This is a genomic window from Bifidobacterium sp. LH_743 (assembly GCF_056355775.1).
Map to the genome: position 1 here is coordinate 663,235 of NZ_JBKESZ010000001.1, position 25,264 is coordinate 688,498.

At 60.0% G+C, this 25,264-nt stretch carries 22 protein-coding genes; 18 read left to right on the forward strand and 4 right to left on the reverse strand.

All coding sequences use genetic code 11. The features are described 5' to 3' along the window. The first annotated feature begins 25 nt into the window (after nucleotides 1-25). The 6 genes from smpB to AC1ATL_RS02830 all read left to right on the forward strand — a co-directional run bounded on the left by smpB (nucleotide 26) and on the right by AC1ATL_RS02830 (nucleotide 5,561). On the forward strand, nucleotides 26-505 hold the full coding sequence (gene smpB / locus AC1ATL_RS02805; RefSeq protein ID WP_432623782.1) for an SsrA-binding protein SmpB: 480 nt from the start codon (nucleotides 26-28) through the stop codon (nucleotides 503-505). 125 nt (nucleotides 506-630) lie between these two features. Beyond that, nucleotides 631-1,575 carry an ABC transporter substrate-binding protein gene (locus AC1ATL_RS02810; RefSeq protein WP_476568248.1) on the forward strand — a complete coding sequence of 315 codons (945 nt, stop codon included), beginning with the start codon at nucleotides 631-633 and terminating at the stop codon, nucleotides 1,573-1,575. 115 nt (nucleotides 1,576-1,690) lie between these two features. Then, nucleotides 1,691-2,626, forward strand: coding sequence for an ABC transporter substrate-binding protein (locus AC1ATL_RS02815; protein WP_476568250.1), 936 nt, complete (start codon nucleotides 1,691-1,693; stop codon nucleotides 2,624-2,626). Between the two features lie 181 nt (nucleotides 2,627-2,807). Continuing rightward, nucleotides 2,808-3,737: an ABC transporter substrate-binding protein gene (locus AC1ATL_RS02820; RefSeq protein ID WP_476568252.1), complete on the forward strand. Its 930-nt coding sequence runs from the start codon at nucleotides 2,808-2,810 to the stop codon at nucleotides 3,735-3,737. A 34-nt stretch (nucleotides 3,738-3,771) separates the two neighbouring features. Then, complete coding sequence (locus AC1ATL_RS02825) at nucleotides 3,772-4,755, forward strand: amino acid ABC transporter permease (protein ID WP_432623774.1); 984 nt, start codon at nucleotides 3,772-3,774, stop codon at nucleotides 4,753-4,755. 11 nt (nucleotides 4,756-4,766) lie between these two features. Next, on the forward strand, nucleotides 4,767-5,561 hold the full coding sequence (locus AC1ATL_RS02830) for an amino acid ABC transporter ATP-binding protein (RefSeq protein WP_432623772.1): 795 nt from the start codon (nucleotides 4,767-4,769) through the stop codon (nucleotides 5,559-5,561). A gap of 318 nt (nucleotides 5,562-5,879) precedes the next feature. Here the strand turns inward: AC1ATL_RS02830 and AC1ATL_RS02835 are convergent, their stop codons facing one another. After that, nucleotides 5,880-7,157 (reverse strand): sensor histidine kinase, encoded by a 1,278-nt coding sequence (locus AC1ATL_RS02835; protein ID WP_476568255.1) that lies wholly within the window; start codon nucleotides 7,155-7,157, stop codon nucleotides 5,880-5,882. Between the two features lie 11 nt (nucleotides 7,158-7,168). Next, on the reverse strand, nucleotides 7,169-7,870 hold the full coding sequence (locus AC1ATL_RS02840) for a response regulator transcription factor (protein ID WP_476568257.1): 702 nt from the start codon (nucleotides 7,868-7,870) through the stop codon (nucleotides 7,169-7,171). A 350-nt stretch (nucleotides 7,871-8,220) separates the two neighbouring features. On the opposite strand from AC1ATL_RS02840, the gene AC1ATL_RS02845 reads away from it, so the two are divergent. The 11 genes from AC1ATL_RS02845 (at nucleotide 8,221) to AC1ATL_RS02895 (ending at nucleotide 21,294) form a co-directional block, all read left to right on the forward strand. Continuing rightward, on the forward strand, nucleotides 8,221-9,369 hold the full coding sequence (locus AC1ATL_RS02845; protein ID WP_368094132.1) for a hypothetical protein: 1,149 nt from the start codon (nucleotides 8,221-8,223) through the stop codon (nucleotides 9,367-9,369). Further along, nucleotides 9,366-10,064: an ATP-binding cassette domain-containing protein gene (locus tag AC1ATL_RS02850; RefSeq protein WP_003808456.1), complete on the forward strand. Its 699-nt coding sequence runs from the start codon at nucleotides 9,366-9,368 to the stop codon at nucleotides 10,062-10,064. The genes AC1ATL_RS02845 and AC1ATL_RS02850 overlap by 4 nt, the downstream gene beginning before the upstream one ends. Beyond that, nucleotides 10,061-11,239 (forward strand): hypothetical protein, encoded by a 1,179-nt coding sequence (locus AC1ATL_RS02855; RefSeq protein ID WP_003808457.1) that lies wholly within the window; start codon nucleotides 10,061-10,063, stop codon nucleotides 11,237-11,239. The genes AC1ATL_RS02850 and AC1ATL_RS02855 overlap by 4 nt, the downstream gene beginning before the upstream one ends. Before the next feature lie 119 nt (nucleotides 11,240-11,358). Continuing rightward, nucleotides 11,359-11,655: a hypothetical protein gene (locus AC1ATL_RS02860; protein ID WP_055054579.1), complete on the forward strand. Its 297-nt coding sequence runs from the start codon at nucleotides 11,359-11,361 to the stop codon at nucleotides 11,653-11,655. A gap of 10 nt (nucleotides 11,656-11,665) precedes the next feature. After that, nucleotides 11,666-12,199: a hypothetical protein gene (locus AC1ATL_RS02865; protein WP_476568261.1), complete on the forward strand. Its 534-nt coding sequence runs from the start codon at nucleotides 11,666-11,668 to the stop codon at nucleotides 12,197-12,199. A 72-nt stretch (nucleotides 12,200-12,271) separates the two neighbouring features. Then, a complete protein-coding gene (locus tag AC1ATL_RS02870; protein WP_476568263.1) occupies nucleotides 12,272-12,955 on the forward strand; it encodes a hypothetical protein in 684 nt (227 codons plus the stop codon). Between the two features lie 92 nt (nucleotides 12,956-13,047). After that, nucleotides 13,048-14,940, forward strand: a complete 1,893-nt coding sequence (gene glmS, locus AC1ATL_RS02875) for a glutamine--fructose-6-phosphate transaminase (isomerizing) (protein ID WP_476568265.1) — start codon at nucleotides 13,048-13,050, stop codon at nucleotides 14,938-14,940. Between the two features lie 55 nt (nucleotides 14,941-14,995). Beyond that, the gene (locus AC1ATL_RS02880; protein WP_476568267.1) at nucleotides 14,996-15,733 is read left to right on the forward strand and encodes a pseudouridine synthase; all 738 of its coding nucleotides are present in this window, start codon (nucleotides 14,996-14,998) and stop codon (nucleotides 15,731-15,733) included. 67 nt (nucleotides 15,734-15,800) lie between these two features. Continuing rightward, a complete protein-coding gene (locus AC1ATL_RS02885) occupies nucleotides 15,801-18,263 on the forward strand; it encodes a putative bifunctional diguanylate cyclase/phosphodiesterase (RefSeq protein ID WP_476568269.1) in 2,463 nt (820 codons plus the stop codon). Between the two features lie 129 nt (nucleotides 18,264-18,392). After that, the gene (gene sstT, locus AC1ATL_RS02890) at nucleotides 18,393-19,685 is read left to right on the forward strand and encodes a serine/threonine transporter SstT (RefSeq protein WP_476568271.1); all 1,293 of its coding nucleotides are present in this window, start codon (nucleotides 18,393-18,395) and stop codon (nucleotides 19,683-19,685) included. Nucleotides 19,686-19,926: 241 nt separating this feature from the next. Then, the gene (locus AC1ATL_RS02895) at nucleotides 19,927-21,294 is read left to right on the forward strand and encodes an ABC transporter substrate-binding protein (protein ID WP_476568367.1); all 1,368 of its coding nucleotides are present in this window, start codon (nucleotides 19,927-19,929) and stop codon (nucleotides 21,292-21,294) included. 31 nt (nucleotides 21,295-21,325) lie between these two features. Here the strand turns inward: AC1ATL_RS02895 and AC1ATL_RS02900 are convergent, their stop codons facing one another. Together AC1ATL_RS02900 and coaBC are read right to left on the reverse strand one after the other, a co-directional pair. Further along, nucleotides 21,326-22,096, reverse strand: a complete 771-nt coding sequence (locus tag AC1ATL_RS02900; RefSeq protein WP_432623754.1) for a type III pantothenate kinase — start codon at nucleotides 22,094-22,096, stop codon at nucleotides 21,326-21,328. 58 nt (nucleotides 22,097-22,154) lie between these two features. After that, nucleotides 22,155-23,426 carry a bifunctional phosphopantothenoylcysteine decarboxylase/phosphopantothenate--cysteine ligase CoaBC gene (gene coaBC / locus AC1ATL_RS02905; protein ID WP_476568273.1) on the reverse strand — a complete coding sequence of 424 codons (1,272 nt, stop codon included), beginning with the start codon at nucleotides 23,424-23,426 and terminating at the stop codon, nucleotides 22,155-22,157. Nucleotides 23,427-23,605: 179 nt separating this feature from the next. On the opposite strand from coaBC, the gene AC1ATL_RS02910 reads away from it, so the two are divergent. After that, nucleotides 23,606-25,243, forward strand: a complete 1,638-nt coding sequence (locus AC1ATL_RS02910; protein ID WP_476568275.1) for an ABC transporter substrate-binding protein — start codon at nucleotides 23,606-23,608, stop codon at nucleotides 25,241-25,243. Nucleotides 25,244-25,264: the final 21 nt, after the last annotated feature.

Consider the following 25,264-nt stretch of genomic DNA (forward strand, 5'->3'; position numbering starts at 1 on the left):
CGCGGAACCGGAAAGGAGGTCCGATATGGCAAAGGAACAGGGAACCAAGCCGATCGCGCAGAATAGGAAGGCGCGTCACGACTATGCCATCGAGGACAAATATGAGGCCGGTCTCGTGCTGACCGGTACCGAAGTGAAATCGCTTCGTGAGGGACGGGCGTCGTTGGCCGAGTCGTTCATCACCATCGACCGTCGTGGGGAGATGTGGCTTGAGGGGGCGAATATCCCCGAATATCTGAATGGCACGTGGAATAACCATGCTCCAAAGCGCAAGCGCAAGCTGCTGTTGCATGCCGCGCAGATCGACAAACTGGCCCGGCAGAGCCAGGCCAAGGGATTCACCATCATTCCGCTGAGCCTCTACTTCAAGGATGGTCGTGTGAAGGTGGAGATCGCGTTGGCCCGTGGCAAGAAGGAATTCGACAAGAGACAGTCGCTGCGTGAGGAGCAGGACAAGCGTGAGGCGTTGCGTGCCATGCGATATGCCAACAAGCAAGTGCGTTAATCGGAAAATTTCCGATTTCACATGCTGAAAGAACGCCGATACAAGAAATTTTTTGTAACATGCCCTCTTTAGGCTAGGATACGAGTTCGGTCATACGCACTGAAGAATCCATAGGAGAAGAGAACATGCAGGCAGAGAAAACCTTGAAATCGGCCGTCGCATTCATGCTGGGAGCGGCCATGCTCGTCACCGGCGCGGCGTGCGGAACCAGCGACGCGGACGGCACTTCGTCGCAATCCGGCGCGAAATCCAGCGAAATGACCGGATATGACGTCTCCGGCGTGAAGAAGGACGACGCAATCGCCAAGCTCGTGCCGGATTACGTGTCCAAGGACGGCAAGTTGACGATCGGCATGGACACGTCGTACGCTCCGGCCGAGTTCCTGGCGTCCGACGGCAAGACGCCGGTCGGCTTCGATGTGGACATCGCCAAGGCTCTGGCGGGCGTCTTCGGTCTTGAGGCGGATCCGGAGACGGCGAATTTCGATTCGATCATCCCATCCGTCGGCTCCAAGTACGATATCGGCATTTCATCGTTCACCGTCACCAAGGAACGCCTTGAGGCCGTCGATTTTGTCAGCCACTTCGACGCCGGCTCCGCCTGGGCCGTGAAGAAGGGCAATCCGCAGAAGGTGGACACTTCCAATCTGTGCGGCAAGAAGGTGGCCGTGCAGACCGCCACCATGCAGGAGACCGCGGCCAACAAGATGGCCAAGCAGTGCAAGGCCGATGGCAAGCCGGCGCTTGACGTCATTTCCAGCAAGTTGCAGACCGATGTGACCACCAATGTCGCTACCGGCAAGGCGGACGTGTTCTACGCCGATTCCCCGGTCGCCGGCTATGCGATCTCCCAGACCGACGGCGAGCTCGAGATGCTCGGCAAGGCTGAAGGCATCGCTCCGGAAGGCATCGTCGTCAAGAAGGGCGACAAGCAGATGGACGAGGCCCTGCAGAAGGCTCTGCAGAAGCTCATCGACGACGGCACCTATATGAAGATCCTCAAGTATTGGGGTGTCGAGGACGGCGCCATCGACAAGCCGGAGATTAACACCCCCGGCGACAACGAGTGACCTTCTTTTCTTGAAAACCGTCGTTTGTTAATACGTTCGTAGCATTTCGCTCTTAGGTTATCTGGCGTGGCCAGTTTGGCTGGTTGTTTTGGCTGGGTTGAAGAGAGGACTTGCCATGACGAGGAACATGAAAGGTTGGGCGGCGCTCGCACTGAGCGCGGCGATGGTCGTGACGATGGGCGCCTGCGGAACCTCCGACAAGACGGATTCCGCGAACGACGGCAAGACGGATTCGTCATCCGTCGCCGGATACGACGTGTCCGGTGTGAAGAAGGATGAGGAAATCGCCAAGATGCTGCCGTCCTCCGTCACCAAGGACGGCAAGCTCACGGTCGGCATGGACACGTCGTACGCGCCGGCCGAATTCCTGGCGGAGGACGGTAAGACGCCGGTCGGCTTCGACGTGGACATCGTCAAGGCGCTCGCGAACATCTTCGGTCTCAAGGCCGAACCCGAGACATCGAATTTCGATTCGATCATCCCGTCGATCGGCACGAAGTACGATATCGGCGTCTCGTCGTTCACCATCACCCCTGATCGTATGAAGGCCGTCGATTTCGTCAGCATGTTCAAGGCGGGCTCCACTTGGGTGGTCAAGAAGGGCAACCCGAACAAGGTGGACACCTCCGACCCGTGCGGCCTCAAAATCGCGGTGCAGACCGGCACCACGCAGGAGGAAGAGGTCAACAAGGCCGTCAAGCAGTGCAAGGCCGACGGCAAACCCGGAATCCAGGTCCTGTCGAACAAGCTGCAGACCGATGTGACCACCAACGTCGCGACCGGCAAGGCGGACGTGTTCTACGCCGATTCCCCGGTCGCCGGTTACGCGATCTCCCAGACGGGCGACGAGCTTGAGGCCCTTGGCGAGGACGTCGGCGTGACCAAGGAGGCCGTGGCCATCGAGAAGGGCGATTCGGCAACGGCCAAGGCGGTGCAGGCGGCCATGCAGAAGCTCATGGATGACGGCACCTACATGAAGATCCTCAAGCACTGGGGCGTCGAGTCCGGCGCTGTGGACAAGGCTGAGATCAATCCGAAGGATTTGGGCTGAACGGCCCATCGGCTTTGACGGATGTGGGGCATCGGCGTACGGCCGGTGCCCCACGTTTTTGCCGATTAACGTCGGCGTATCATTGCGGTTTTATCGTGAGCCTTTGGAATACTGGACATTTGTTGGACTATGGACGACTATTGTTCAGTGGATGAGAAGAGCTAAGGAAAAGGAATACGACATGTCGTTGAAATTCAAGTCCGTCGCGGCGCTCGCGTTGAGCGCGGCCATGATGTTCTCCGTCGCAGCATGCGGCACCACGGACGCCGGTGACACCAAAAAGGATACGAAGACGGCCAACACCACCGTCGGCTACGATGTGAGCACCATCAAGAAGGATGACGCGCTGGCCAAGCTGGCGGCGTCGGCGAAGACCGTCAAGGATGGCGAGCTGTCCGCCGGCATGGAACTGTCCTACGCTCCGGCCGAATTCTACGCCGAGGACGGCAAGACGCCGGTTGGCTACGATGTGGATATGACCAAGGCCATCGCCCAGACGCTGGGCCTGAAGCCGAAGATCGTCTCCTCCATGTTCGACACGATCATCCCGTCCATTGGCTCCAAGTACGACATGGGCATCACCGCCATGACCATCACCGAGGAGCGCATGCAGTCCGTCGATTTCGTGAGCTACTACCGTGCAGGCTCCACGTGGGCCGTGCAGAAGGGCAATCCGAAGAAGCTCGACACGTCCGACATGTGCGGCGCCAAGATCGCGGTGCAGACCGGCACCGTCCAGGAGGACGAGGCCAACAAGATCGCCAAGGGATGCAAGGCCGACAACAAGGCCGAGGTGATGTCCTACAAGCGTCAGGCGGAAGCGGCCACCGCGGTGGCGACCGGCAAGGCGGACGTGTTCTACGCCGATTCCCCGGTCGCCGGCTACGCGATCTCCCAGACCGATGGCCAGCTTGAGGCATTGGGCGAGGTCGAAGGCGTGGCCAAGCAGGGCATCGCTCTCAAGAAGGGTGACACGCAGCTCGAGGAGGCGGTGCAGAAGGCCGTGCAGAAGCTCATGGACGACGGCACCTATATGAAGATCCTCAAGCACTGGGGCGTCGAGTCCGGCGCGCTCGACAAGGCCGAGATCAATCCGACCAAGCTCGACTGACACAATCGACAGTAAATATAAGGAAGACAGCATTATGGCGAAAAACAACATCGATGGCGACGGCCTCGATATCCCCAATCGCATCAAAGCCCTGCCTGTCAGGCGCACGGGACCAATCGTGGCGGCCGTCATCGTCGCGCTTTTCGCCGCGATGCTGGTGCAGGCGCTGATCACCAACCCGCGTTTCGAATGGAACCTGGTCTGGAAGTACCTGTTCAACGAGAACGTGCTGGAAGGCATCAAGTACACGCTGCTCCTGACCGTCATCTCGATGGCCATCGCCATCGTTCTGGCAGTGCTTCTGGCGGTGATGCGCAAGTCCATCAATCCGGTGCTGCGAGGCGTGAGCTGGTTCTACATCTGGTTCTTCCGCGGAACCCCTGTGTACACGCAGCTGGTGTTCTGGGGCCTGTTCGCCGTGCTGGTGCCGCGCATTGGCATTGGCATCCCGTTCACGTCGATCGAATTCTGGAGCATCGATTCCCAGTCGGTCATCACGGCGTTCAACGCGGCCTGGCTGGGCTTGGCGCTGAACGAGGCCGCCTATCTGGCGGAAATCGTGCGAGCGGGACTCGAAGCCGTCGATCCGGGCCAGACGGAGGCCGCCAAGGCCTTGGGCATGAAGCGCACCCTGATCATGCGCCGTATCGTGCTGCCCCAGGCCATGCGCATCATCATCCCTCCGACCGGCAATGAGTTCATCGGCATGCTCAAGACCACGTCGCTGGTCAATGCGGTGCCGTTCACGCTGGAACTGCAGTTCGCCACCACGGCGATCGCGACCCGTCTGTACAAGCCGATTCCGCTGCTGATCGTGGCCTGCATCTGGTATCTGGTGATCACCTCCATCCTGATGGTCATCCAGTCGAAGCTTGAGAAGCACTTCGGCAAGGGCTTCGACGCCCGTCCCGCCGGATCCCGCGGCAAGCGGACTCCACTGCCGGGCAAGACCTCCGGCGAACACAAGGACGATGTCGACAAGCAGAACGAAGCCACGTTCGCGGGAATGACCGCGTGAGGGGAAAGATCATGAGCGAAACCACAACCAACGAAATCGTCCCCGCGGTCAAAGCGGTCCAGGTGCACAAAGCCTTCGGCGACCTGCATGTGCTCAAAGGCATCGACATGACCGTCATGCCCGGAACCGTCACCGTTATCCTCGGACCCTCCGGCTCCGGAAAATCCACGTTCCTGCGTCTGATCAACCAGCTAGAGACCCTGACCGGCGGAGAGATCGACGTCGACGGCGAGATGATCGGCTACAAGTACGTCGACAAGGGCGGAGAGCGTGTGCTGCAGACCCTCAACGACAAGGAAGTTGCCGCGCAGCGGTCCAAGCTGGGCATGGTGTTCCAGCGTTTCAACCTGTTTCCGCATATGACGGCGCTCGAGAACGTCATGGAGGCTCCGGTCCATGTCAAGCACATGGATAAGAAGGAAGCCCGCAAAATCGCGGTCGAGGAGCTGAACCGCGTCGGTATGGGGGAGCGGCTCGACTACTATCCGTCGCAGCTTTCCGGCGGTCAGCAGCAGCGTGTGGCCATCGCCCGAGCGCTTGCCATGAAGCCGGAGATCATGCTGTTTGACGAGCCGACATCCGCGCTTGATCCGGAGTTGGTGGGCGAGGTGCTCAACGTCATGCTCGACCTTGCCAAGGAGGGTATGACCATGGTGGTCGTCACCCATGAGATCGGTTTCGCACGTGAGGTGGCGGACCAGATCGTCTTCATGGACGGTGGCGTGGTCGTGGAACAGGGCGGACCGGAGATCATCGATCATCCGAGCGAGCCGCGCTTCAAGGACTTCCTGCAGCACGTGCTGTGACACGTGTCAAGATGAACGAACAGGTGGTGTTGATGATGCGAATCGTTCGTGGGGTTGCAATCCGCAACCATGACAGTCGTGCGGCATTGGCGATGTGCCTTGCCATCGCCGTCGGTGTCTGCGGGCTGTCCACGGGAATCACCGGTGCCCGGTATGATGATGCGCTTGCGACGCCGGCTCCCGCAAGTATCAGCGTCTTGTTGGGGACATGCCCCAAGTGGCTTCCATGGTGCGTCGCCTGACAGGAGCATTTTGAACGACGCTCGGGCGCAGCGGCCTTGCTGTGCCCGAGCAGCCTACTGTGCCTAGGCTTTGGGGTTAGACGTTGGGGTGCAGGGGGATACGCGCGTAGAGCGTCCACGTCTCGTCCTCGCTGTTGAAGCGCAGTTCGCCGCCCAGCGACTCGATGACGCCACGGTGGAGGAGCAGTCCGCTCTGTGATCGCGGCAGGGCGTCACCGCTCGCGGCCGGGCCTTGCGAGGCTTCAGGCGATTGCCGGCCTGTGCCGTGTCTGCGCGTGTTCTTGTGCGTCAGCGCGTTCGTCTGCATGAGCGACATGTTGTCGTCATCGTAGCTGATGGTGAGCATGGGCGCGCTGTCAGGGGACGCGTGCCGCAGCAGATTCGTGAAGATCTCCCCGATGAGGGTCACCGCCTCGTCGCCTGACCGTGTGCAGGCGGGAGATGATATCTGCCCTGACGTATGCACATCGACATGCATATGGTGCGGGGCCAGCAGATGCTGCCCCTGCTCGATCGCGATGCCGATGCGCTGCGGTAGCGGAAGGTTGTGTAAAGCGCCATCCAGATGATCCTCAGGGCGTTCGTCCGAGGCGTTCATGGTCCTGATGACCGAGCGGATACTGGCAAGGGCGCTCTCGCTGAGCTGCCGGACGGTCCGCCAATCCTCGTCTGACGCATCCGCCGTCTTGCCGGCCGTGTCCAACGTGTCAATATGCTGTTGCGCGAGCAGGAATATACTCGACAGGCTTGCCGTGACCGCGTCATGGGTCATTTGCGCGAATCTGGTGACTTCCCGCTGATGTGCCTGCTGTGTTTGCAACAGCTCCAGCTCGGCGTCGCGGTGCCGTTGCCGATCGTCGATGGCGATGGTGCGGATGGACGCGCACATCGCATACGTGACGATGTACGAGGCGAGCAGCACGAAGAAGGAGAGCGCGTCCCCCTGCGAGAGCGCTTCGCGGGGGTCGAAAGCCAGCAGCAAGGTGACGATCGAAGTGACAAGACCCCAGATCGACCATTGGGTGGGTGTCGAATACGCGAGCGTGCCTATGGCCAGCGGTGTGAGCATGTGAATGATGGAGCCGGCATCCGATAGCGATATCCCGGGGGTGAACATCAGTAGCAGTACCACGGCGAATGAGATGACGGACATCGGTACCGGTGCGAAGGCGATGCCCAGCGGGCAGCAGCAGGCGATGATGCAGATGATCCACTGTGTGGGTGTCGTTGCGGGAAGGAACGTCAGTACTGCGGCCATGAGTATCGTGGCCACCAGGCATAGGGCGATATGCATCTTATGGTGATGCAGCCGCTGCGTGGCCCGGGGCGCGATCATGGTCTTGATGTTCGCCATTGGCGAGCCGCCTACAGTCCGATGGTTTTCGTCCATAACGCCACTGCCTCCCGTTTGCTGGCCACGCCCATCTTGCGCGACGCGCGTGTGATGTAGGTGTTGATGGTCGACGGGCTAACGTCGAGCACCTGCGCGATATCGGCGTTGCTATATCCGTGCGAACACATGGTGAGCACCTGCTTTTCCTGCTGACTCAGCGAGAGGATGTACGGCAGGCCTTCCTGCCGGATGCGCAGATGCGCCCGCCCCGGTACCTCGAAGGGCGGTCGGACGGCGAGAGCGCCGGTGTCCGCGACCTCCATGATGATGCTTTTGAGGGCCGACAGCTCGTTCTTGCCGATAACCGCCTGCATGCCGGCGTCGGCGGCATCATGGTAGAACTGGGTCGGCTCGTATGAAGTGATGCCGAGTATCGGCATCGTGCCGTTGGTGTAGCGGATGGCTCGGCTCATATCGACGCCCGACAGGCCGTGCATCGAGATGTCGGTGATGAACAGGTCCGGCAGATCGCGGATGCCGGATTCGCATTGTCGGTAGTGGTCGAAGGCGTCCGAGCTGTTATGTTCGGTCCAGGTGATGGCGACGCGCGGCCACGCGGACATGATCTCGCGCAGCATCTTCAGCGCCAGGATGTCGTTGTCGACGAGCACGACCTGCACGGTGCCCGTCGTCTGGTCGCTGCCGGTCGCGGATGGTGTCTGCTGTTGGCTCATGATGGTGCCTGGCTCTGTGCTTGTTCGAATACGGTATTCATACACCAGCATAGCTCTGTGTCGGCGCCGCCGGATTGGCGTCAAACGATGGGTTTCACGGAAACCATTCCGTAGGATATTCCAAAAAAGCGCCAAAATGTGAGATGCGCAATCATGATTTGCTTGGGAGATGAGGTGCCGTATCGGCGGAAAATCAACGAAAAACGGGTAATCGTACCGCAAAGCCATGTTTGTCGTGAGTGCCAGTATCGCGACCGTGTAGGTATTTGCACGACAAGGATTTGACTGCGGATTCCTCCCCGCCGATAATGACAACGTTTCGATTCTGCACGAAGGAGCACAGAATGCGGATGCATCACCAAAAAACCGGTGGAAACCGGAACGCTGGCCGCAACACGGTGTCAGTCTCCGTGGCCGTGCTGCTCGCGCTCGTCATGCTGGCGGCCGGCGTGTGCGGCGGATTCCTGCTCACCCGTGAGCCCGAACCTGCCGCGTTCGAGTCGACTACGCGCGCGGGCACGCTCGTCGTGCAATCGGAACCATATGATGACGAGCGTTCCGTCACCGTCACGGTGGAACGCAGCGAATCCGGTTCTGTAGCCGCTCCGGTTGGGGGAGTAGTTACGGAGTTGAGACAGTGCGCGTCCGGGAGCAGCATCGAATCAGGCTCCGCGTTCATTGCCGTTGACGGACAACCCCAACTCGCGCTGTATCTGAGGACACCACCGTATCGGACGATGACCAGTGGCATGAAGGGCGGCGATATCGCGGCGCTCAATGCGGAGCTCAGACGGCTCGGATATACGGCCCCGGATTCGGACGTGATGACGTGGGATACAGTGAAAGCCTTCAATGCACTTGCCGCACACGCTGGGACGCAGAGCGCCACGCAGGAGCGCCAGTGGAGCATCGATACGTCGTTGTTTGCATGGTTGCCCCAACAGAAGGTGACTGTCAAGGAGTGCCAGGCCCGATATGGCGGGCATGTCGAGCAGGGAGCCGATGTGCTGACGACTACCAGCCAACCGGTTCGTGCGACGTTCCGGCGCAATGACTCCTCGATGTTGCGAGGTGATCGGGTCATGGAAGTCAATGGAGCGACGTTCACCATCACCGATCGGACAGCGGACAGCACCGACGCCTCCCTGCTCTCCGCCATCGGTGCGAGCAACGAATACCGTGCCGCTCAACAGCCGTCAGCCTCCGGGCAGGCCTCCGATACCGCAGGATCTCAGAGCGACACGGGACAAGACACTGCTTCGAACACCATCAACGTTACGTACCGCTGGAAGCTCGCCAAAACGCTGAACGTGGTCTCGGTGCCGCCGGCGGCGATGTATGACGTCTCTGCGGATTCGGCATGCGTGGTTTCGCGCGGCAAGCCGGTCGCCGTCCATGTGGTCGCCTCCCAGCTTGGCAAATCGATGGTCAGCGTGGAATCCGGCGCATCCTTGACTTCCGTCAATGTTCCCGCCAGCACGGGCAAGGCGTGCCGATGAGCGTGCAAGACCAGCTCGAGTCCATACGACCCGCGGTTGCAGGATTGGCGGGAACCAGTACGGTTCAGGACGATTCCTGTGATGAGCGGTCTGCCCATGTCCAGCTTGACGATGTCGGGCACAGTTTCGACGGGGACGACTGGCTGTTCAGACATATCACCATGACGCTGTATCCCCGGCGCGTCTATGCGTTGGTTGGTCCTTCTGGTTCGGGCAAATCCACGCTATTGTCCATTGTCGCAGGCTGGCAGCAGCCAGCGCAGGGCAAGGTCATACGCGTCTCATGCGGTCGGGTGTGCTGGGTATTGCAGAATCCTCATGGAGTAGCGCGTAGGAAAGTCATCGACCATGTGGCACTGCCCTATATTTCTCGCGGGGACCGCAGGAACGAAGCCGAAGAGCACGCTTTGTCACTGTTACGCGTGTTCGGGCTTGACCATCTTGCCGCCAAACAGTTCCGTGACCTGTCCGGTGGCGAAGCTCAGCGGCTGATGCTTGCGCGCGCGGTCGCCTCCCACGCGGGACTGCTTCTTGTGGATGAGCCGACAGCACAACTTGATTTGGCGACTGCGGCGAGCGTGAACCGAACCTTGCACGGGTTGTCGATATCAGGGGCGATTGTCGTGGTCGCCACACATGATCCGCGCACCCGCGACGCGTGCACGGACATCATCGATTTGAGGGACTACCAGTGAGCCGGGAACAAGATACCGTTGCGCCTGCCATTGACCGGGATACGGCTGAGACAGGGCGTATGCGTCTGCGTGGTGTCGTGGACGAAGCATGGCGGGATATCGTGTCCGGAACCTCGCATGCGTTCATGCTTATGTTGATTCTCGCCGCGTTGGTCGGCGGGTTGTCTGCTGCCGACCTGTTCAGCATTCGGTCAATAGCGCAGCAGGTTGACCGGTATATCGCATCGGGCGCGTCGACGTACGTCATCGAGTTCAAAGGCAGGATTAGCGGTGAAGCATGCGAACGGTTGTCCAGTGTGGACGGGGTGCTCGCATCCGGCGCGTTACGGTCGAGGAACGACAAGGTCACATCCGCCGTCCTGCCATCTGCGGGCATCCCCTCGCTCGATGCCACCACGGGGGCGCTTGGCGTCTTCGCCTCCTCGACACGGTCCAGTGGGGCGACGTTGACTGCACGGGACTACGACGGCATCTGGTTGTCTTCGCAAGCCGCGCGGTCTGTGCACGCTCGGGCGGGGAACCGGCTCGCATTGCGTGCTGGCGGCAGGGTGCGCGTCGCCGGGGTGTTCCAATACCCGGATGACGGCAGATCAACCAGCTACGACTATGTGGCGCTTAGCCAAGTTCCCGCAGCTGCGGACGATTTCGACCAATGCCTGGTCAAAGCCTGGCCGGTGCCTGACGCCATGCAGTCATTGCTCCAATCCACGGTATCCTCGTGGTCATCGGACGCCTCGCAGCAACCTACGATCAGCCAGCTCAACAGCACACAAGGCACGCAGCTCGATGCCGTCAAGACATTCCGGGAGAGGCAAAGCGCGCTCGCTCCCGTTGTGATGTTCGTCTCCGCGTTGTTCGCAGGATATGCCGCGGTGCGTGCCCGGCGGCTCGAACTGGCGTCAGCCATGCATTGCGGGGAGCCGAAAATCGCGCTCTGGCTGCAAATGCTGCTTGAAACATTGATGTGGTGCTGTTCGGCGATAATCGTGACGGCACCGTTGATCGTGTGGGCGCTGACACATATGGAAACAGGCATCATCATCTCGTCTACGACGCTTGTCGGCATTCTCTCCCGGATTCCGGCGGCAGCACTCGTCGGCGTACTGGCCGGAGCCTCGATGGCGATGCTGATCACCCGTGAACGTGACTTGTTCCGGTATTTCAAGAACCGATAACCAACAAGCTGGGCCTTGTAGCAATTTTAACGACAAGGATTTGCATTGTCTGCTGAAGCACGAAACAATGCGAGCATGACGTCAACGGGGCGTCACCTAGATACAAGAGAGTATCCACAATGAAGAAAAAGGCTAAAACGGCATTGGCGGCGGTTACCGCGTCGTTGTTGCTCGCTACCGGGCTTGCAGGTACTGCGAACGCAAAAGATGTATGGAATCGCGGGGTAGTGTACTGGACATATTCCATGGCTACAGCACAGGGGGTGTATTCGCAGCATGTGCTGACGTACTCATTAAACGATGGAACACTGAAGAAAGCTTACGGCAAGTGGGCTCCAACATATCAAAAGTCATACGCAAACGCGCACGGGCAACCGCTGAAGTTCTACACGGCGAATTGGCGTGTGTACAAGTGATTGGCAACCGATGCTGACTGATATTGTCGTCCGTGTTCGCTGCATAGTGTCGATTTTCGGCATCATTGTTGCATGTCTGGCATGCGTCGCGTGCGGTACGGAACGTCAGGACGCGGTTCCGAGCCCGTCGCAAACCACCGCGAAAGCCGAGGACGGGACTGAGTTCACGGGCGCCTACGCCCGCAGGTTCGCGGACACGTACGACAATCTTCAGACTGGTTTCGCCCGCAACCTCATCAAAGACGGCAAAATCAGCGAGAAGGACATCGCAGCGTTGGAAAGTAAAGTCATGGATTGTATCTGCGCACAGGCTCAAAGCGAAGATGATTTCCCTACCTTCTATCTGACCGACGGTGCGCTGACACCGGTCCCGTACACGGGGGCGAACGCGCAGAAGGACAACAGGGTCGCAAAGGAATGCATGGAACGCTACGACGGGTACAAGCTCAGTGACCTGTCGCAGTATGTGTACCGGCATGAGCACCCAGATGACACCCATCTGTCGAACTGGCACCCCGGCGTCGGTAGTGGGTGTGTGTCGTAACTAGCGTGGCACGCACCTACTGCCGCGGGCCGGCTGAATGGAAGAGACAAGGATTCGCAAGGAGAAGAGTACATGGGAACTTCGAATATCGCGCGGCATCGTCACACCGGTGTGACGACCTTCGTGTGCGTGGCGGCATGCTGCCTGATGTTGCTGTCCGGTTGTGGGGGAGCGACGCATATCGATTCATCTGCCGGTACCGCTACCGGCGCATCAAGCAGCGCCACGGCCCAGGATGGCACGGTGTTTACCGGGCCATACGCGCAGCAAATCAAACGCACCTACGATAACGCACACCAATCCTTGACTAAGAAGATACTCAAGGACAGCAAGATCACCGACCAGGAGTTCCTTGAACTCAGCCAGCATTTCAGCGATTGTGCGCAACAGCAAAATGTCGAAGTCACCGTCGATTCACAAGGCGGCATGTCAACCTCGTATCCGTCGGGAATGAGCGAGGCCGACGGTGATGCCATTGTCAAGCAATGCGATGCGGACAATGATTTCACGGATATGAATATGCTGCGCGGCGACATGAGTAGCAACCCCAACAACGAGGATCCCGTGGTGCCGTTGCTCAAGTGCCTGAAGCAATACGGACTCGCCGAACAATCCATGACGGTGGATGACTACAAGGCGATCGTCAGCGACGAGAACAAGGACAAGGACGTATTCGGCAAGTATTTCGATGAATCAGTACCCGGGTACGATGCTGCAAAGGCGAAACAGTACATTGCGTGCCAAACAGAAGCCTGAAGTCTTGCACCACCGTTCTCCCGCTGGCGGGTTGTGTGAAAGTGGTTTTTGCCGTGAGCAGGTGACATATCCGTCCGATACACTGGTGAGCTATGTGTGGAATCGTAGGATATGCAGGAAATGTTCGGACCGCGTGCGGCAAGCCTTTGGAGGTGTGTCTCCAAGGGCTTCAGCGATTGGAATACCGCGGATATGATTCGGCCGGCGTGGCGCTGACGGCGCCTGGCATGGAGCGTGTGGCCGTCCGCAAGAAGGCCGGACGTCTGGCCAACCTGGTGCAGGACATCGAACGTGATCCGATGCCGGACGCCACCGTGGGCATCGGCCATACGCGTTGGGCTACGAACGGCGTGCCGAACGACACCAACGCGCATCCGCACACGTCGCGTGACGGCAAGGTCGCCATCATCCACAACGGCATCATCGAAAACGCGTCCCAGCTGCGTCTCGACCTGCAGACGGAAGGCTACCATTTCGTTTCCGAAACCGATACGGAGGTCGCGGCGAAGCTGCTGGGCAAGATCAGCGACAAGATCATCGAAGAGACCGGCAAGCCTGACCTGTTCAAGGCCGTCCGCCGTCTCGCACGCATGCTGGAAGGCGCGTTCACCATCCTCGCCACCGATGTGCGCCAGCCGGACATCGTGGTCGGCGCCCGTCACGATTCGCCGCTGGTGGTCGGTCTTGGCGAAGGCGAGAACTTCCTCGGCTCCGACGTGGCCGCGTTCGTGGCCTACACCAAGCGCGCCATGGAAATCGACCAGGACCAGGCCGTGATGGTGTCCGCAGACAAGGTCGTCGTCTCCGACTTCATGGGCAACATCGTGCCCGATCCGAAGACCTACACCGTGGACTGGGATGCGTCCGCCGCTGAAAAGGGCGGTTGGGACTCCTTCATGGACAAGGAGATCCATGAAGATCCGGCTGCCGTGCAGCGCACTCTGCTGGGGCGTCTCGACGAGAACGGCAACATCAACCTCGATGAGGTGCGCATCGACGAGCATGATTTCAAAGCCATCGACAAGATCATCGTCATCGCCTGCGGCACGGCCGCGTACGCGGGCATGGTGGCCAAATACGCCATCGAGCATTGGGTGCGCATTCCGGTAGAAGTGGAACTCGCCCACGAATTCCGCTACCGTGACCCGATCCTCACCCCCCGAACGTTGGTGGTGGCCATTTCGCAGTCCGGCGAGACCATGGACACGCTGATGGCGTTGCGCCACGCGCGTGAACAGGGGTCCAAGGTGTTGGCCATCTGCAACACGCAGGGCGCATCCATTCCGCGTGAATCCGACGCGGTGCTCTACACCCATGCCGGTCCGGAAGTGGCGGTCGCGTCCACCAAGGCGTTCGTGGCGCAGATCACCGCCGCCTACGTGCTCGGTCTGTATCTGGCGCAGGTCAAAGGCGCCATGTACAGGGATGAGATCGCCCAGACCCTGGACTCCCTGAAGGACATGCCTCGCAAGATCCAGTGGGTTCTCGACACCCAGACCAAGACCGTGCAGGAGGCCGCCAAGCAGATGGTGGACGCGAAGTCCTTCCTGTTCCTCGGACGTCATGTGGGGTATCCGGTCGCCATGGAAGGTGCGCTGAAGCTCAAGGAGATTGCCTACACCTTCACCGAGGGCTTCGCAGCGGGAGAGCTCAAGCATGGTCCGATCGCGTTGGTCGATGAGGGCGAGCCGGTCGTGTTCATCGTGCCGCCGGCGCGCGGACGCAATGTGCTGCACGCCAAGGTCATCTCCGGCATCGAGGAGGTCAAGGCCCGTGGCGCCTACATCATCGCCGTGGCCGAGGAGAACGATCCGGATGTGGAGCGTTACGCCGACGTGGTGTTCTGGCGTCCCGCCTGCCCGACGCTGATGAGCCCGCTGGTGGACGTGGTACCACTGCAGCTGTTCGCCATGGACATGGCCAAGCTCAAGAACTACGACGTGGACAAGCCGCGCAATCTTGCCAAGTCAGTCACCGTTGAATAACGGACTGGGCAAGGGGCCGAGAAACGGATCGAATGCCGGGCGCAGGCACAGATACGTGACCGAGGAGCCTCATATTCCCTTCGAATACGAGATCCTGTATGAGGATGAGCACATCCTTGTCATCGACAAGCCGCATTTCCTGGCCACGACCCCACGTGGCATGTGGTATCGGGAAACGGCGCTGATCCGTCTGCGCGAACGATGCGGCGAGCCGGACATCGTGCCCGCGCACCGGCTGGACCGTCCGACCGCGGGCATCGTCGTGTTCGTGCGCGATCCGGCCGTGCGGGGTGCATACCAGATGCTCTTCCAGAATCACAGGACGGTCAAGACCTACGAATGCTTGGCACCACTCGCACCGCCGCAGCGTCCCCGCTACGGAACAGTCGAACTGATCGACCGGCATCGACCGTTTCCGATGGTGCGCAGGTCGCGCATCAACAAGGACCGCGGCCGATTGCAGGCGTACGAAAGCGCCGATACGCCGAACGCGGAGACGCTGATCGAGCGCGGGAACGACGTGCGGCGCATCGATGGAAAACCGTTCGTGAACTACACGTTGCATCCGAAAACCGGCAAGACGCATCAGCTTCGCGTCCATATGGATTCGCTTGGCCTGCCGATTCTCGGCGATGATTTCTACCCCGACGTGGTGCAACGGGCGTACGATGACTTCTCCCGGCCGCTGGAACTGGTCGCCAGGTCGTTGGAATTCGTCGATCCGATAAGCGGCGTGCGGCGGCACTTCGTCTCCCAAGTGCCCTTGGGCGTCAGGACGCATGGGGCCGTATGATGGTGTGATGTTGCTAAGGCGCGACGCGTGGCGCCGCGATCCAGGCTATGGAAGGGAAGCGGTGACCATGGGTGACTCAGTGCGCGCGGGCGGACGGTCCCGTAAGACGCTGGAACAGGCTTTCGTTGCCCGATACAGGCGTGTTTCATACCTTTTCGGGGCGTTGATGTGTGTGGCGGCCACAGCCATCACCGTTGGTTTCTCGATGAATTGGGCTGTGGACGCGACCGAACAGTATGCGACCAACGCGATTCGTGTGCTTGGAACGGACATGGGGAGGTCCTTTCCGGAACTCGCCGCCAACCCCGGGTGGAGAGGGCAGGTGCTTGATGCCTCCACTGGGAAGGTCCTGGCATCGAACGGGGATGTGAGCGACGATACCCATGACGATGCGGCGCGCCTGCAATGGGCGAGGAAACATCTAGGCAAGGCGAGGCTCACGCTGATGCATGGCAAGCCGGTGTTGGCGTCCGTCAAACGCTCATCCGGATATATGGTGGTGGTTCTGGTACCGATCCATAAACTGCTGATGAATTCGCTGGGAAGCGTCGTGGCGAACCTCGTGATCATCATATTCGTGCTCTGCCTCCTAGAATGGGCGGTCCGACGGGCATCCGAACAGCTCGTGCTGAACGATCTGGTGGTGGTCGAGCGCGACATCAACGCCTATCTCAACGGCGACACGACGGTTCATCACAGGCAGGCCCAGACAGAGGAAGTGCAGCAGATCTTCGACTGTCTGAACGAACTGAAAACCTTCTATCGGGAGGAAAAGACCCGATTCGATCTGCTGGACAGCATTTCCGGGGCGGATTTCGCGTTCTACCAGTACATCCCCTCCACGGATGTGATCCTGTATTCCAAGAACCTGCGGACGCTTATCCCGGACATGGACAAGCTCGACATCTACTGCGAATCCGGAAAGCATCCATCGGACAGGCTCCGGTCGTTCATCTGCTCGGCGCTCAGCCATGACATCGACGAGCGGGTCATCCGCCTTGAGAACGGCCAATATGTGCGGTTCCAACGCATGCACAGCTCCGGCATGTACTTCGGCACCATCAAGAACGTGAACGAGGAGATCGTGGCAAGGGAGGCCATGGTCAAACGCATGGCCGATCTGCACAAGCTGGCGGACACGGACACCCTGACCGGTCTGCTCAACATCCGCGCCGCCCGCCAGGCCATCAGCGAGTATCTGTCCGACGGCGGCGAAGGCGTGTTCATGATCATGGACATGGACAACTTCAAACGGGTGAACGATGAGCTGGGGCACGCACGGGGAGACCAAGTGCTGAAGTCCTTCGCCAGTGTGCTTCATTCCTCGTTCCGTTCCTCGGACGTGGTCACGCGCATGGGCGGGGACGAGTTCATCGTGTTCTGCGAGGGCGATCTGACCGACGGCGAGCTCCATGCCAAACTCGAACGGCTCATGGCGAATTCCCGCTCATGTCTGATGAGCTATAAGCAGCGGCAGGACCTGTCCATCAGTGTGGGTGTCGCGCGCTCCTTCCCGAAAGCCACGTACATGCAGTTGTACGAGCGTGCGGACAAGGCTCTGTACGCGGCGAAGAATATCGGCAAGGACTGCTACCATGTTTATGACGAACTATTGGTGTCAGGTCCCTCCGGAAAAGGTATGTACACATCGGATAATTCCGAAATGACGCTTCCCGCCATGAATGAAAAAGGTCGGCAACATATGGACGTGTACCAGAATGGTTCCACGAAGAACACGGACCATGAACGTTTCGACACTCATCTGCTCTGTTCGGCGATCGAACATGATGAATTCAAACTGTATATCCAGCCCAAGTGCGACGTGCGAACCGGTCGGCTTTCCGGCGCCGAGGCGTTGACCCGTTGGATTCGGTCCGACGGCACCGTGGTCAGTCCGGGTACGTTCGTTCCCGATTTGGAACGTAGCGGCCTGTGCATGATGCTCGACGAGCATATGCTTTCCTTGGTATGCCAGGCGATAGTCGGATGGAAGAATGAGGGGCTGCGTTTCCCGCAGATTTCGGTGAATTTCTCCCGGGCTGATTTCGAGCATGACGATTTCGTGGAACAGGCGGTGTCCATCATCGATGGGTACGGCGTGGATCATGGCGATATCGCATTCGAGATTCTTGAGACCATGCCCATCGCCGACCTCGAGAAGGAGAACAAAGCCATTTCCAAGTTGCGCGCGGAGGGTTTCACCATCGCGCTCGACGATTTCGGCACGGAATATTCCGATCTGTATGCCTTCTCGTCGAACGAGATAGACCGATTGAAGATCGCTCGCGAGCTGGTGCTCGGCTTGGAAGGCAGGGTCAGGGACCGCCGTGAAACCGTGCTGAAGGATCTGGTGGACTCGGCCCATCGCATGAACGTCACGGTGGTCGTCGAAGGCGTCGAGGACAGAAGCCAGTTGGATTTCGTCCGCGCCATAGGGGCGGATCAGGTGCAGGGGTATCTGTACAGCAGGCCCGTTCCCGTGGATCGCTTCACTGATTCGTTCCTGCGGATAGCGTACAAGGCCGCCTGAACCGCGGGGGAGCACGTACGAGTTATGCCGATATGGACTGATTAGCGGGTTCGAAACACGCACCCGCTACGATATGCGTGTTCGAGAGACCAAGGGCTTGATTACGAGCCCCTTGCAGAGAGAAGGACAATGAAAGGCATAACGTCGCTGATCAAGAAGGCGGTCAACAAATACAACGGCACGGGTTTGATCCTGCGTATCATCCTCGGTCTGATCATCGGAACGGTTTTCGCACTGGTCTGGCCTTCTGCCAGCTGGATCGGAGAATTCGGCACCCTGTTCGTGTCCGCATTGAAGGCCGTGGCCCCGATTCTGGTGTTCGTGCTGGTGGCCAGCGCCCTCGCGCAGGGCAGCTCCAGGCTTGACCGTCGCTTCGGCACTGTGCTGTTCCTGTACCTGTTCACCACGTTCCTGTCCGCGGTCGTGGCCGTGCTGACATCCCGCGCCTTCCCGCAGACCCTGTCCCTGGGCAAGGCCGCCAAGGCCGATGTGGTGCCCAAGGGGCTTTCCGAAGTGATCCAGACCATGCTGACCAACATCGTGGCCAACCCGATTCAGGCCATCATCGACGGCAACTACATCTGCATCCTGATGTGGGCCTGCTTGTTCGGTCTGGCCATGAAGTCCATCGCCACCGAAAGCTCCAAGGCGTTCATGGCCAACGTGGCCGACAGCGTCTCCCAAGTGATCCGCTGGGTCATCAACCTCGCCCCGTTCGGCATCATGGGCCTGGTGTTCACCAATGTGGCTGACAACGGCCTTTCGACCTTCACCAAGTACGGCAGCCTGCTGCTCCTGCTCGTCGGCACCATGCTGCTCATGGCGCTTGTGTTCGGACCGCTGGTCATCTTCCTGTTCCTGCGCCGCAACCCGTATCCGCTGGTCTACCGTTGCTTCAAGGAATCCGGCCTGACCGCATTCTTCACCCGTTCGTCGGCCGCCAACATCCCTGTGAACATGCAGCTGTGCGAGAAGCTCGGCCTGGATAAGGATATGTATTCCGTGTCCATCCCGCTGGGCGCCACCATCAACATGAACGGTGCAGCCATCACCATCACCGTCATGGCCATGGCCGCGGCCAACACGCTCGGCATCCAGATCAGTCTGCCGGCCGCCATCCTGCTGTCCGTGGTCTCCGCGCTCGGCGCGTGCGGTGCCTCCGGCGTGGCGGGTGGTTCGCTGCTGCTCATTCCGATGGCCTGCTCGCTGTTCGGCATCAACAACGACATCGCCATGCAGGTGGTGGGCGTCGGCTTCATCATCGGCGTCGTCCAGGATTCCGTGGAGACCTGCCTGAACTCCGCCTCCGACGTGGAGTTCGCGGCCACCGCCGAATATCATTCCTGGATTAAGCGGGGTCGTCAGCTGCCGGCCTTCATGTATTCCAAGAAGGAACGTGCCAAGCTCGGTATTGAAGCCTGATTCGGCTCATCGGTCCTGCATGCCATCGGCATGACGGACGATCGTGTATGGAAAAACGGACGCGGAACAGCATCGTTTCGTGTCCGTTTCCTATAGAAGCGGTTGTTTGCCGGAGACTGTACGCAGACTTTCCGTATAATCTGGAGTTGGTATCGATCGCAATGGAAAAAGGATACGGAGGATCGCGGGCGTGGGACTGAAATTGGTGAGGCGGCTTGTCGCCATCTGCTGCGCCTGCGTCATGACGATGGGTGCGGCCGCATGCGGAGCCGACGAGGACACACGCACGACCATCACCGTATGGTCGTGGGAGCCGAGTATGAAGCAGGTCATAGCCGGCTTCGAAAAGGCGAATCCCGACATTCGTGTCATCTGGAAGAACACCAGCGGCTACGACAAACTCAACAACGCCATCCAGGACGGCTATGGCATCCCCGATGTGGTGCAGCTTGAATACTACGCGCTGCGCCAATACGCGGTCAGCAGCCAGTTGGTGGCCATCACCGGCAAGACGGCGGGATATTCGGATTTCTACACGCCCGGCACATGGTCCTCGGTGCAGTTGAACGGCCGCGTGTACGGATTGCCCATGGACTCCGGTCCGATGGCGTTCTTCTATAACGACAGCGTGTTCGAACAGGTCGGCGTGGACGCGTCCAAGATCCGCACGTGGGACGAATACTATGAGGCGGCGAAGAAACTCAAGAAGATCGGTGTATACATCACCGCCGATTCGGGAGATGCGAGTTTCTACGACACGATGATCTGGCTCGCCGGAGGCCGCCCGTTCTCCACGTCCAACGACGGCAAGAACGTGACGATCAAACTCACCGAGGATGAAGGCACCCGCGAATTCACCGAATTCTGGCAGAAGATGATCGACGAGGGGCTGGTGGCGACGAACCTCGCCACATGGTCGGATTCTTGGAAGTCGGCCGTGGGACAGGGCAAGGTCGCCTCGCTGTTCTCGGGTGCTTGGCTGCCGTCGTTGCTCATGTCCGATATCCCTGGCGCCGCCGGCCTGTGGCGTGTGTCCCAGATGCCGACGCCCGACGGCAAGGCCGTCACGTCGGAGAACGGCGGCTCGGCACTCGCCGTGCTGCAACGCTCCCGCAAGCCCGAGGCGTCGTACCGCTTCATCGAATACGCATGCCACAACGCCAAAGGCATCAAAACCCGTGTGGACGGCGGCGCTTTCCCCGCCGACAACGACACGCTGTCCGATCCGAAATTCCTCAGCAGGACCACGGTGACCGACGACCGTGGCATCGAAATACCGTATTTCGGCGGCCAGGAATACAACCGCGTGCTTTCTCGTGCCGCGGAGAACGTGTCGACCGGATACCAGTATCTGCCGTTTGAAGTGTATGCGCGAGGCGATTTCCGCTCCACGGTGGGGAAGGCCTACAAGTGGTCGAGCATGCTGCGCAAGGAGCAGGACAGGCTCGACATCATCGCAGCCGGTGGGCAGGTGTCCGACACCTCCAGCATCGGAGACGCGCTGAAGAACACGGAATCGTCCGACCGTATCAAGCTCAAAGGCGGCATCTCACGATGGCAGAAGGACCTGGAGGAGTATGGGGCCAATCAGGGCTTCGTCATCCAGTAACGGCGATGTTAGTGGATGACGTTCGTCGAATCTAGCGGACGTTGCGTTCGTAGATGTGCCGCATGCCTTTGAAGATCAGATCAGGGTCGTAGATGTCGATCATGTCCGTGTCATTGGCAAACACGCGGCTCAAGCCGCCCGTCGCCACCACACGGAAGTCCTCGTCGATCTCCTGATGGAACTGCGCGATCGTCCGTTCGATGCCGCCGAGGAAGTTGTAATACAGGCCCGCCTGCATGGCAGGTTTCGTCGATTTGGCGAGAATCGACTTCGGACGGGTGATCTCCACTTCCGGTAGCTGCGCAGTTCCCTCCCACAACGCGGCCGCCGCGGTGCGGATGCCGGTGGTGATCAGTCCCGAAATCACAGCCGCGTCCCCGGTGACGTAGTTGAACGTGGTGGCTGTACCGAAATCGGCGACCAGAATGGGCCCGCCGTATTCGTAGTACGCGCCGGCGCAGTCGGCGATACAGTCCGCGCCCATGCTCTGCGGATTGTCCATGCGGATATTGAGCCCTGTTTTGACCCCCGGTCCCACGATCATCGGATCGATGCCGAGGAACTTCACAATGCTCGCGCGGAACGAATGCATGACCTTCGGCACCACGGACGAGATGATCACGTCATCGACGTCGTGTGGTCCGTAGCCGCTCAATCCCAGGAACTGCGTGATCATCAGCCCGTATTCGTCGGAGGTGTGGTTCGCCTTGGTGGTGATGCGGTACGTTCCCGCGATGCGGTCCCCATCAAGGAATCCGATCACGACATTGGTGTTGCCGATGTCCACGGCCATCAGAAGCATGCTGCGTTTCTCCTTCGCGTTTCGCGTATGTTCCATCGATTGTTATTTTTTCGGACGATCATCGGCGTCCGTCTTCGGCACGCATGGCGGCAAGCCGGCCGAGCAGACGTTGTGCCAGCGAGTCCTTGCCCATCTTGTCCCAATGCTCGATAACGGGCGATTCCGCGTCCGTGCCGGGCGTCAGCACCGTCACCACGTTCGTATCGGCCGCGAAGCCGGCACCGGGGGTACGTAGATTGTTGGCCACCAGCATGTCGCAATGCTTGGCGGCGAGCTTCTTCGCGGCGTTCGCTTCAAGGTCGCGCGTCTCCATGGCGAAGCCGCACAGAATCTGGCCGGCATGTTTGTGCTCGCCCGCCCATGCCAGGATATCCGGATTCGACGTGAGCTCGAGTTCGATGCTCGTCCGTCCGTTCTTCTTGATTTTGTCCGCAGCTTGTTCGACCGGGCGGAAATCGCCCACCGCAGCGGCCATGACGGTGATGTCAGCCTTGTCGAACCGGCCTCGCACCGCGTCGAACATGTCCCGTGCGGTGGCGACGGCGATTGTGTCCACGCCGTACGGTTTTTCAAGCGCCACGGGCCCGGACACGAGCGTCACCCGCGCTCCCAGGTCGCGCGCCGTTTCGGCCAGCGCATACCCCATCTTGCCGGTGGAATGGTTGGTCAGGAAACGCACCGGGTCAAGCGGCTCCTGCGTGGGACCCGCGGTGACCAGCACGTTGAGCCCCTTGAGCGGCAGCTCCTCATCCGGACGATTCGCGAGCAGCAGCTCGTCCGCGGCCGCTTCGATGCCGGCCGGCTCCTCCATACGCCCTTTGCCGGCGTCGCCGCAGGCCAGCATGCCGCTTTCCGGCTCGACGACGGTCCAGCCAAGTTCCTTGCAGGTCGCGATGTTGCGTTGCGTCGCCGCGTTCGCATACATATGCACGTTCATGGCGGGGCACAGAATCTTCGGTCCCTCGTCGTAGGCGAGCACGGTGCTGGTGAGCTGGTCGTCGGCGATGCCGCAGGCGATTTTCGCGATGATGTCGGCGCTCGCCGGCGCGACGACCACGATGTCCGCCCACTTCGCGTCGGCGATATGGCCAATCCGCAGAGGACTCGTCGGAATGTCGGCAACATCGCCGGAATCAAGTCCGCCGGCGAACATGGACGTGCGCGTCGGCGTGTGCGTCAGTGAGCTGAACGTCAGGGGAGTGACGAACTCCTGCGCCGCGGCGGTCATCACCACGCGCACCTCATGACCCTGCTTGCTCCAATCGGAAGCCAGGTGACAGGCCTTGAATGCGGCGATGCTGCCGGTGACCCCCAGAAGAATATGCGCCATGAAAAACCGCCTTGTCGATCATGCCGGTCGTCCGCATGGCACCGGCTCCGCGTTCAGTATATAACCATGGTCATGCCCCGCGCGGAACGCCACGGGCATGGCGGACGGTAGAATCGGACATCGGCGATCGACCCTACGGGCGGTCAGCCGAACAAGCATAACGGAATATAGGAGCAATCATGTCAGCATCTTCAGGTGCGTACGGCGAAGCCGACGCAACCGAACGGAAGAACGGACAAAACGACGCGGCCAGCACCGACGCCACGCTGAATGCGCGCGCCAAAACGCCGAAACCGACAGGTCCGAGGAAATGGGTTTACGTGCTCGTGGCGGTCATCGCCGTCATCGCCATCATCGTGGCCATTGCGGTATCGCGTGGAAAAACCGGTGCGGACGGTGCCGATGGGTCGAAAGCCGATACCATCTCCATAGGTCTCAAACTCGCGCCAGCCAGCCTTGACATCCGCCACCAATCCGGCTCCGCCATCGAACAGGTGCTGATCGGCAACGTATATGAAGGCCTGTTGTCCCGCGACTCCGATAACAACGTGCGTCCGGGCATCGCGAAATCCTGGGACATCTCCAAGGACGGAAAAACCTACACGTTCCACCTCAACAAGAACGTGCGCTTCTCCAATGGCGACAAGCTCGACGCCGACGACGTGGCATGGTCCATCAACCAGCTTAAGGAGAAGCAGTACTACAACGCCAACCAGGTGGAAAGCCTCGACAAGGCCGAAGCCGTGGATTCCGATACCGTCAGACTCACGCTTTCCGCCCCCGACTCCAACTTCCTGTGGTATCTGACCGGGCGTCCGGGACTGGTGTTCGACAGAAACGCCAAATACGACGCGAAGACCGAGGCGGTCGGTTCCGGCCCGTACACCGTGGAGTCCTTCGACCCGGCCAGCAAGATGGTGCTCAAGGCCAATGCGAAATACTGGGGGTCGGCGCACAAGCCGGCCACCGAACATGTGGTGCTCAAATTCATCAACGATGACAACGCGGCCGCCAACGCGCTCAAAAGCGGCGACGTCGACGTACTCTCCCCGGTGAACGCCACACTCGCCAAATCGCTTGATACGAATACGTATCGGGTGTCCGCGGCCGACGGAAGCGACAAATTCGTGCTCGCGTTCAACTGTGCGAACAGCAAGCTCAAGGACAAGCGCGTCCGCCAGGCCATCCGCTACGGCATCAACCACAAGGAGATCATCGCCTCCCGCGGAAACGTCGATTACGCGCTCGGAGGCCCGATTCCGTCCGTAGACCCGGGCTACGAGGACCTGACCGGCCTGTATCCGTACAACGTGGACAAGGCCAAGCAACTCATGAGCGCAGCCGGATACTCCACCGACAATCCGCTGAAGCTCACCCTCACCTACGCCAACACGTACGGCACCGAGCTTGGCGACCAGCTCAAAAGCCAGCTCGCCAAAATCGGCATCGACCTGAAGATCGACTACGTGGAATTCTCCACCTGGCTGCAGGATGTGCATACCAACGGCGACTATGAGCTCTCGCTGGTGGACCACGCCGAAAGCCACGACTTCTACAAGTGGACCACACCGGACTACTACTTCCACTACGACGGCAAGCAGGCGCAGGAACTGTACTCCAAGGCGCTCAAAGCCACCGACGGGAAGCAAAGCGCCGATTACCTCAAGCAGGCGGCCAAAGCCGTCAGCGAGGATTCGCCGGCGGACTGGCTGTTCGGCTACCGCGTGACGGTGGCCTGCAACAGGCACGTGCAAGGCTTCCCAAGCAAGCTGAGCCAGACGGTGCTACCGCTGTGGCAGATCTCCGAGACCAAGTAGGACCAAGCGGGTCAGGCAAGT

Coding starts and splice junctions, on each gene's coding strand:
- smpB (WP_432623782.1), top strand. CDS start 26: ATGGCAAAGGAACAGGGAACCAAGCCGATCGCGCAGAATAGGAAGGCG.
- AC1ATL_RS02810 (WP_476568248.1), top strand. CDS start 631: ATGCAGGCAGAGAAAACCTTGAAATCGGCCGTCGCATTCATGCTGGGA.
- AC1ATL_RS02815 (WP_476568250.1), top strand. CDS start 1,691: ATGACGAGGAACATGAAAGGTTGGGCGGCGCTCGCACTGAGCGCGGCG.
- AC1ATL_RS02820 (WP_476568252.1), top strand. CDS start 2,808: ATGTCGTTGAAATTCAAGTCCGTCGCGGCGCTCGCGTTGAGCGCGGCC.
- AC1ATL_RS02825 (WP_432623774.1), top strand. CDS start 3,772: ATGGCGAAAAACAACATCGATGGCGACGGCCTCGATATCCCCAATCGC.
- AC1ATL_RS02830 (WP_432623772.1), top strand. CDS start 4,767: ATGAGCGAAACCACAACCAACGAAATCGTCCCCGCGGTCAAAGCGGTC.
- AC1ATL_RS02835 (WP_476568255.1), bottom strand. CDS start 7,157: ATGGCGAACATCAAGACCATGATCGCGCCCCGGGCCACGCAGCGGCTG.
- AC1ATL_RS02840 (WP_476568257.1), bottom strand. CDS start 7,870: ATGAGCCAACAGCAGACACCATCCGCGACCGGCAGCGACCAGACGACG.
- AC1ATL_RS02845 (WP_368094132.1), top strand. CDS start 8,221: ATGCATCACCAAAAAACCGGTGGAAACCGGAACGCTGGCCGCAACACG.
- AC1ATL_RS02850 (WP_003808456.1), top strand. CDS start 9,366: ATGAGCGTGCAAGACCAGCTCGAGTCCATACGACCCGCGGTTGCAGGA.
- AC1ATL_RS02860 (WP_055054579.1), top strand. CDS start 11,359: ATGAAGAAAAAGGCTAAAACGGCATTGGCGGCGGTTACCGCGTCGTTG.
- AC1ATL_RS02865 (WP_476568261.1), top strand. CDS start 11,666: ATGCTGACTGATATTGTCGTCCGTGTTCGCTGCATAGTGTCGATTTTC.
- AC1ATL_RS02870 (WP_476568263.1), top strand. CDS start 12,272: ATGGGAACTTCGAATATCGCGCGGCATCGTCACACCGGTGTGACGACC.
- glmS (WP_476568265.1), top strand. CDS start 13,048: ATGTGTGGAATCGTAGGATATGCAGGAAATGTTCGGACCGCGTGCGGC.
- AC1ATL_RS02885 (WP_476568269.1), top strand. CDS start 15,801: ATGGGTGACTCAGTGCGCGCGGGCGGACGGTCCCGTAAGACGCTGGAA.
- sstT (WP_476568271.1), top strand. CDS start 18,393: ATGAAAGGCATAACGTCGCTGATCAAGAAGGCGGTCAACAAATACAAC.
- AC1ATL_RS02895 (WP_476568367.1), top strand. CDS start 19,927: ATGACGATGGGTGCGGCCGCATGCGGAGCCGACGAGGACACACGCACG.
- AC1ATL_RS02900 (WP_432623754.1), bottom strand. CDS start 22,096: ATGCTTCTGATGGCCGTGGACATCGGCAACACCAATGTCGTGATCGGA.
- coaBC (WP_476568273.1), bottom strand. CDS start 23,426: ATGGCGCATATTCTTCTGGGGGTCACCGGCAGCATCGCCGCATTCAAG.
- AC1ATL_RS02910 (WP_476568275.1), top strand. CDS start 23,606: ATGTCAGCATCTTCAGGTGCGTACGGCGAAGCCGACGCAACCGAACGG.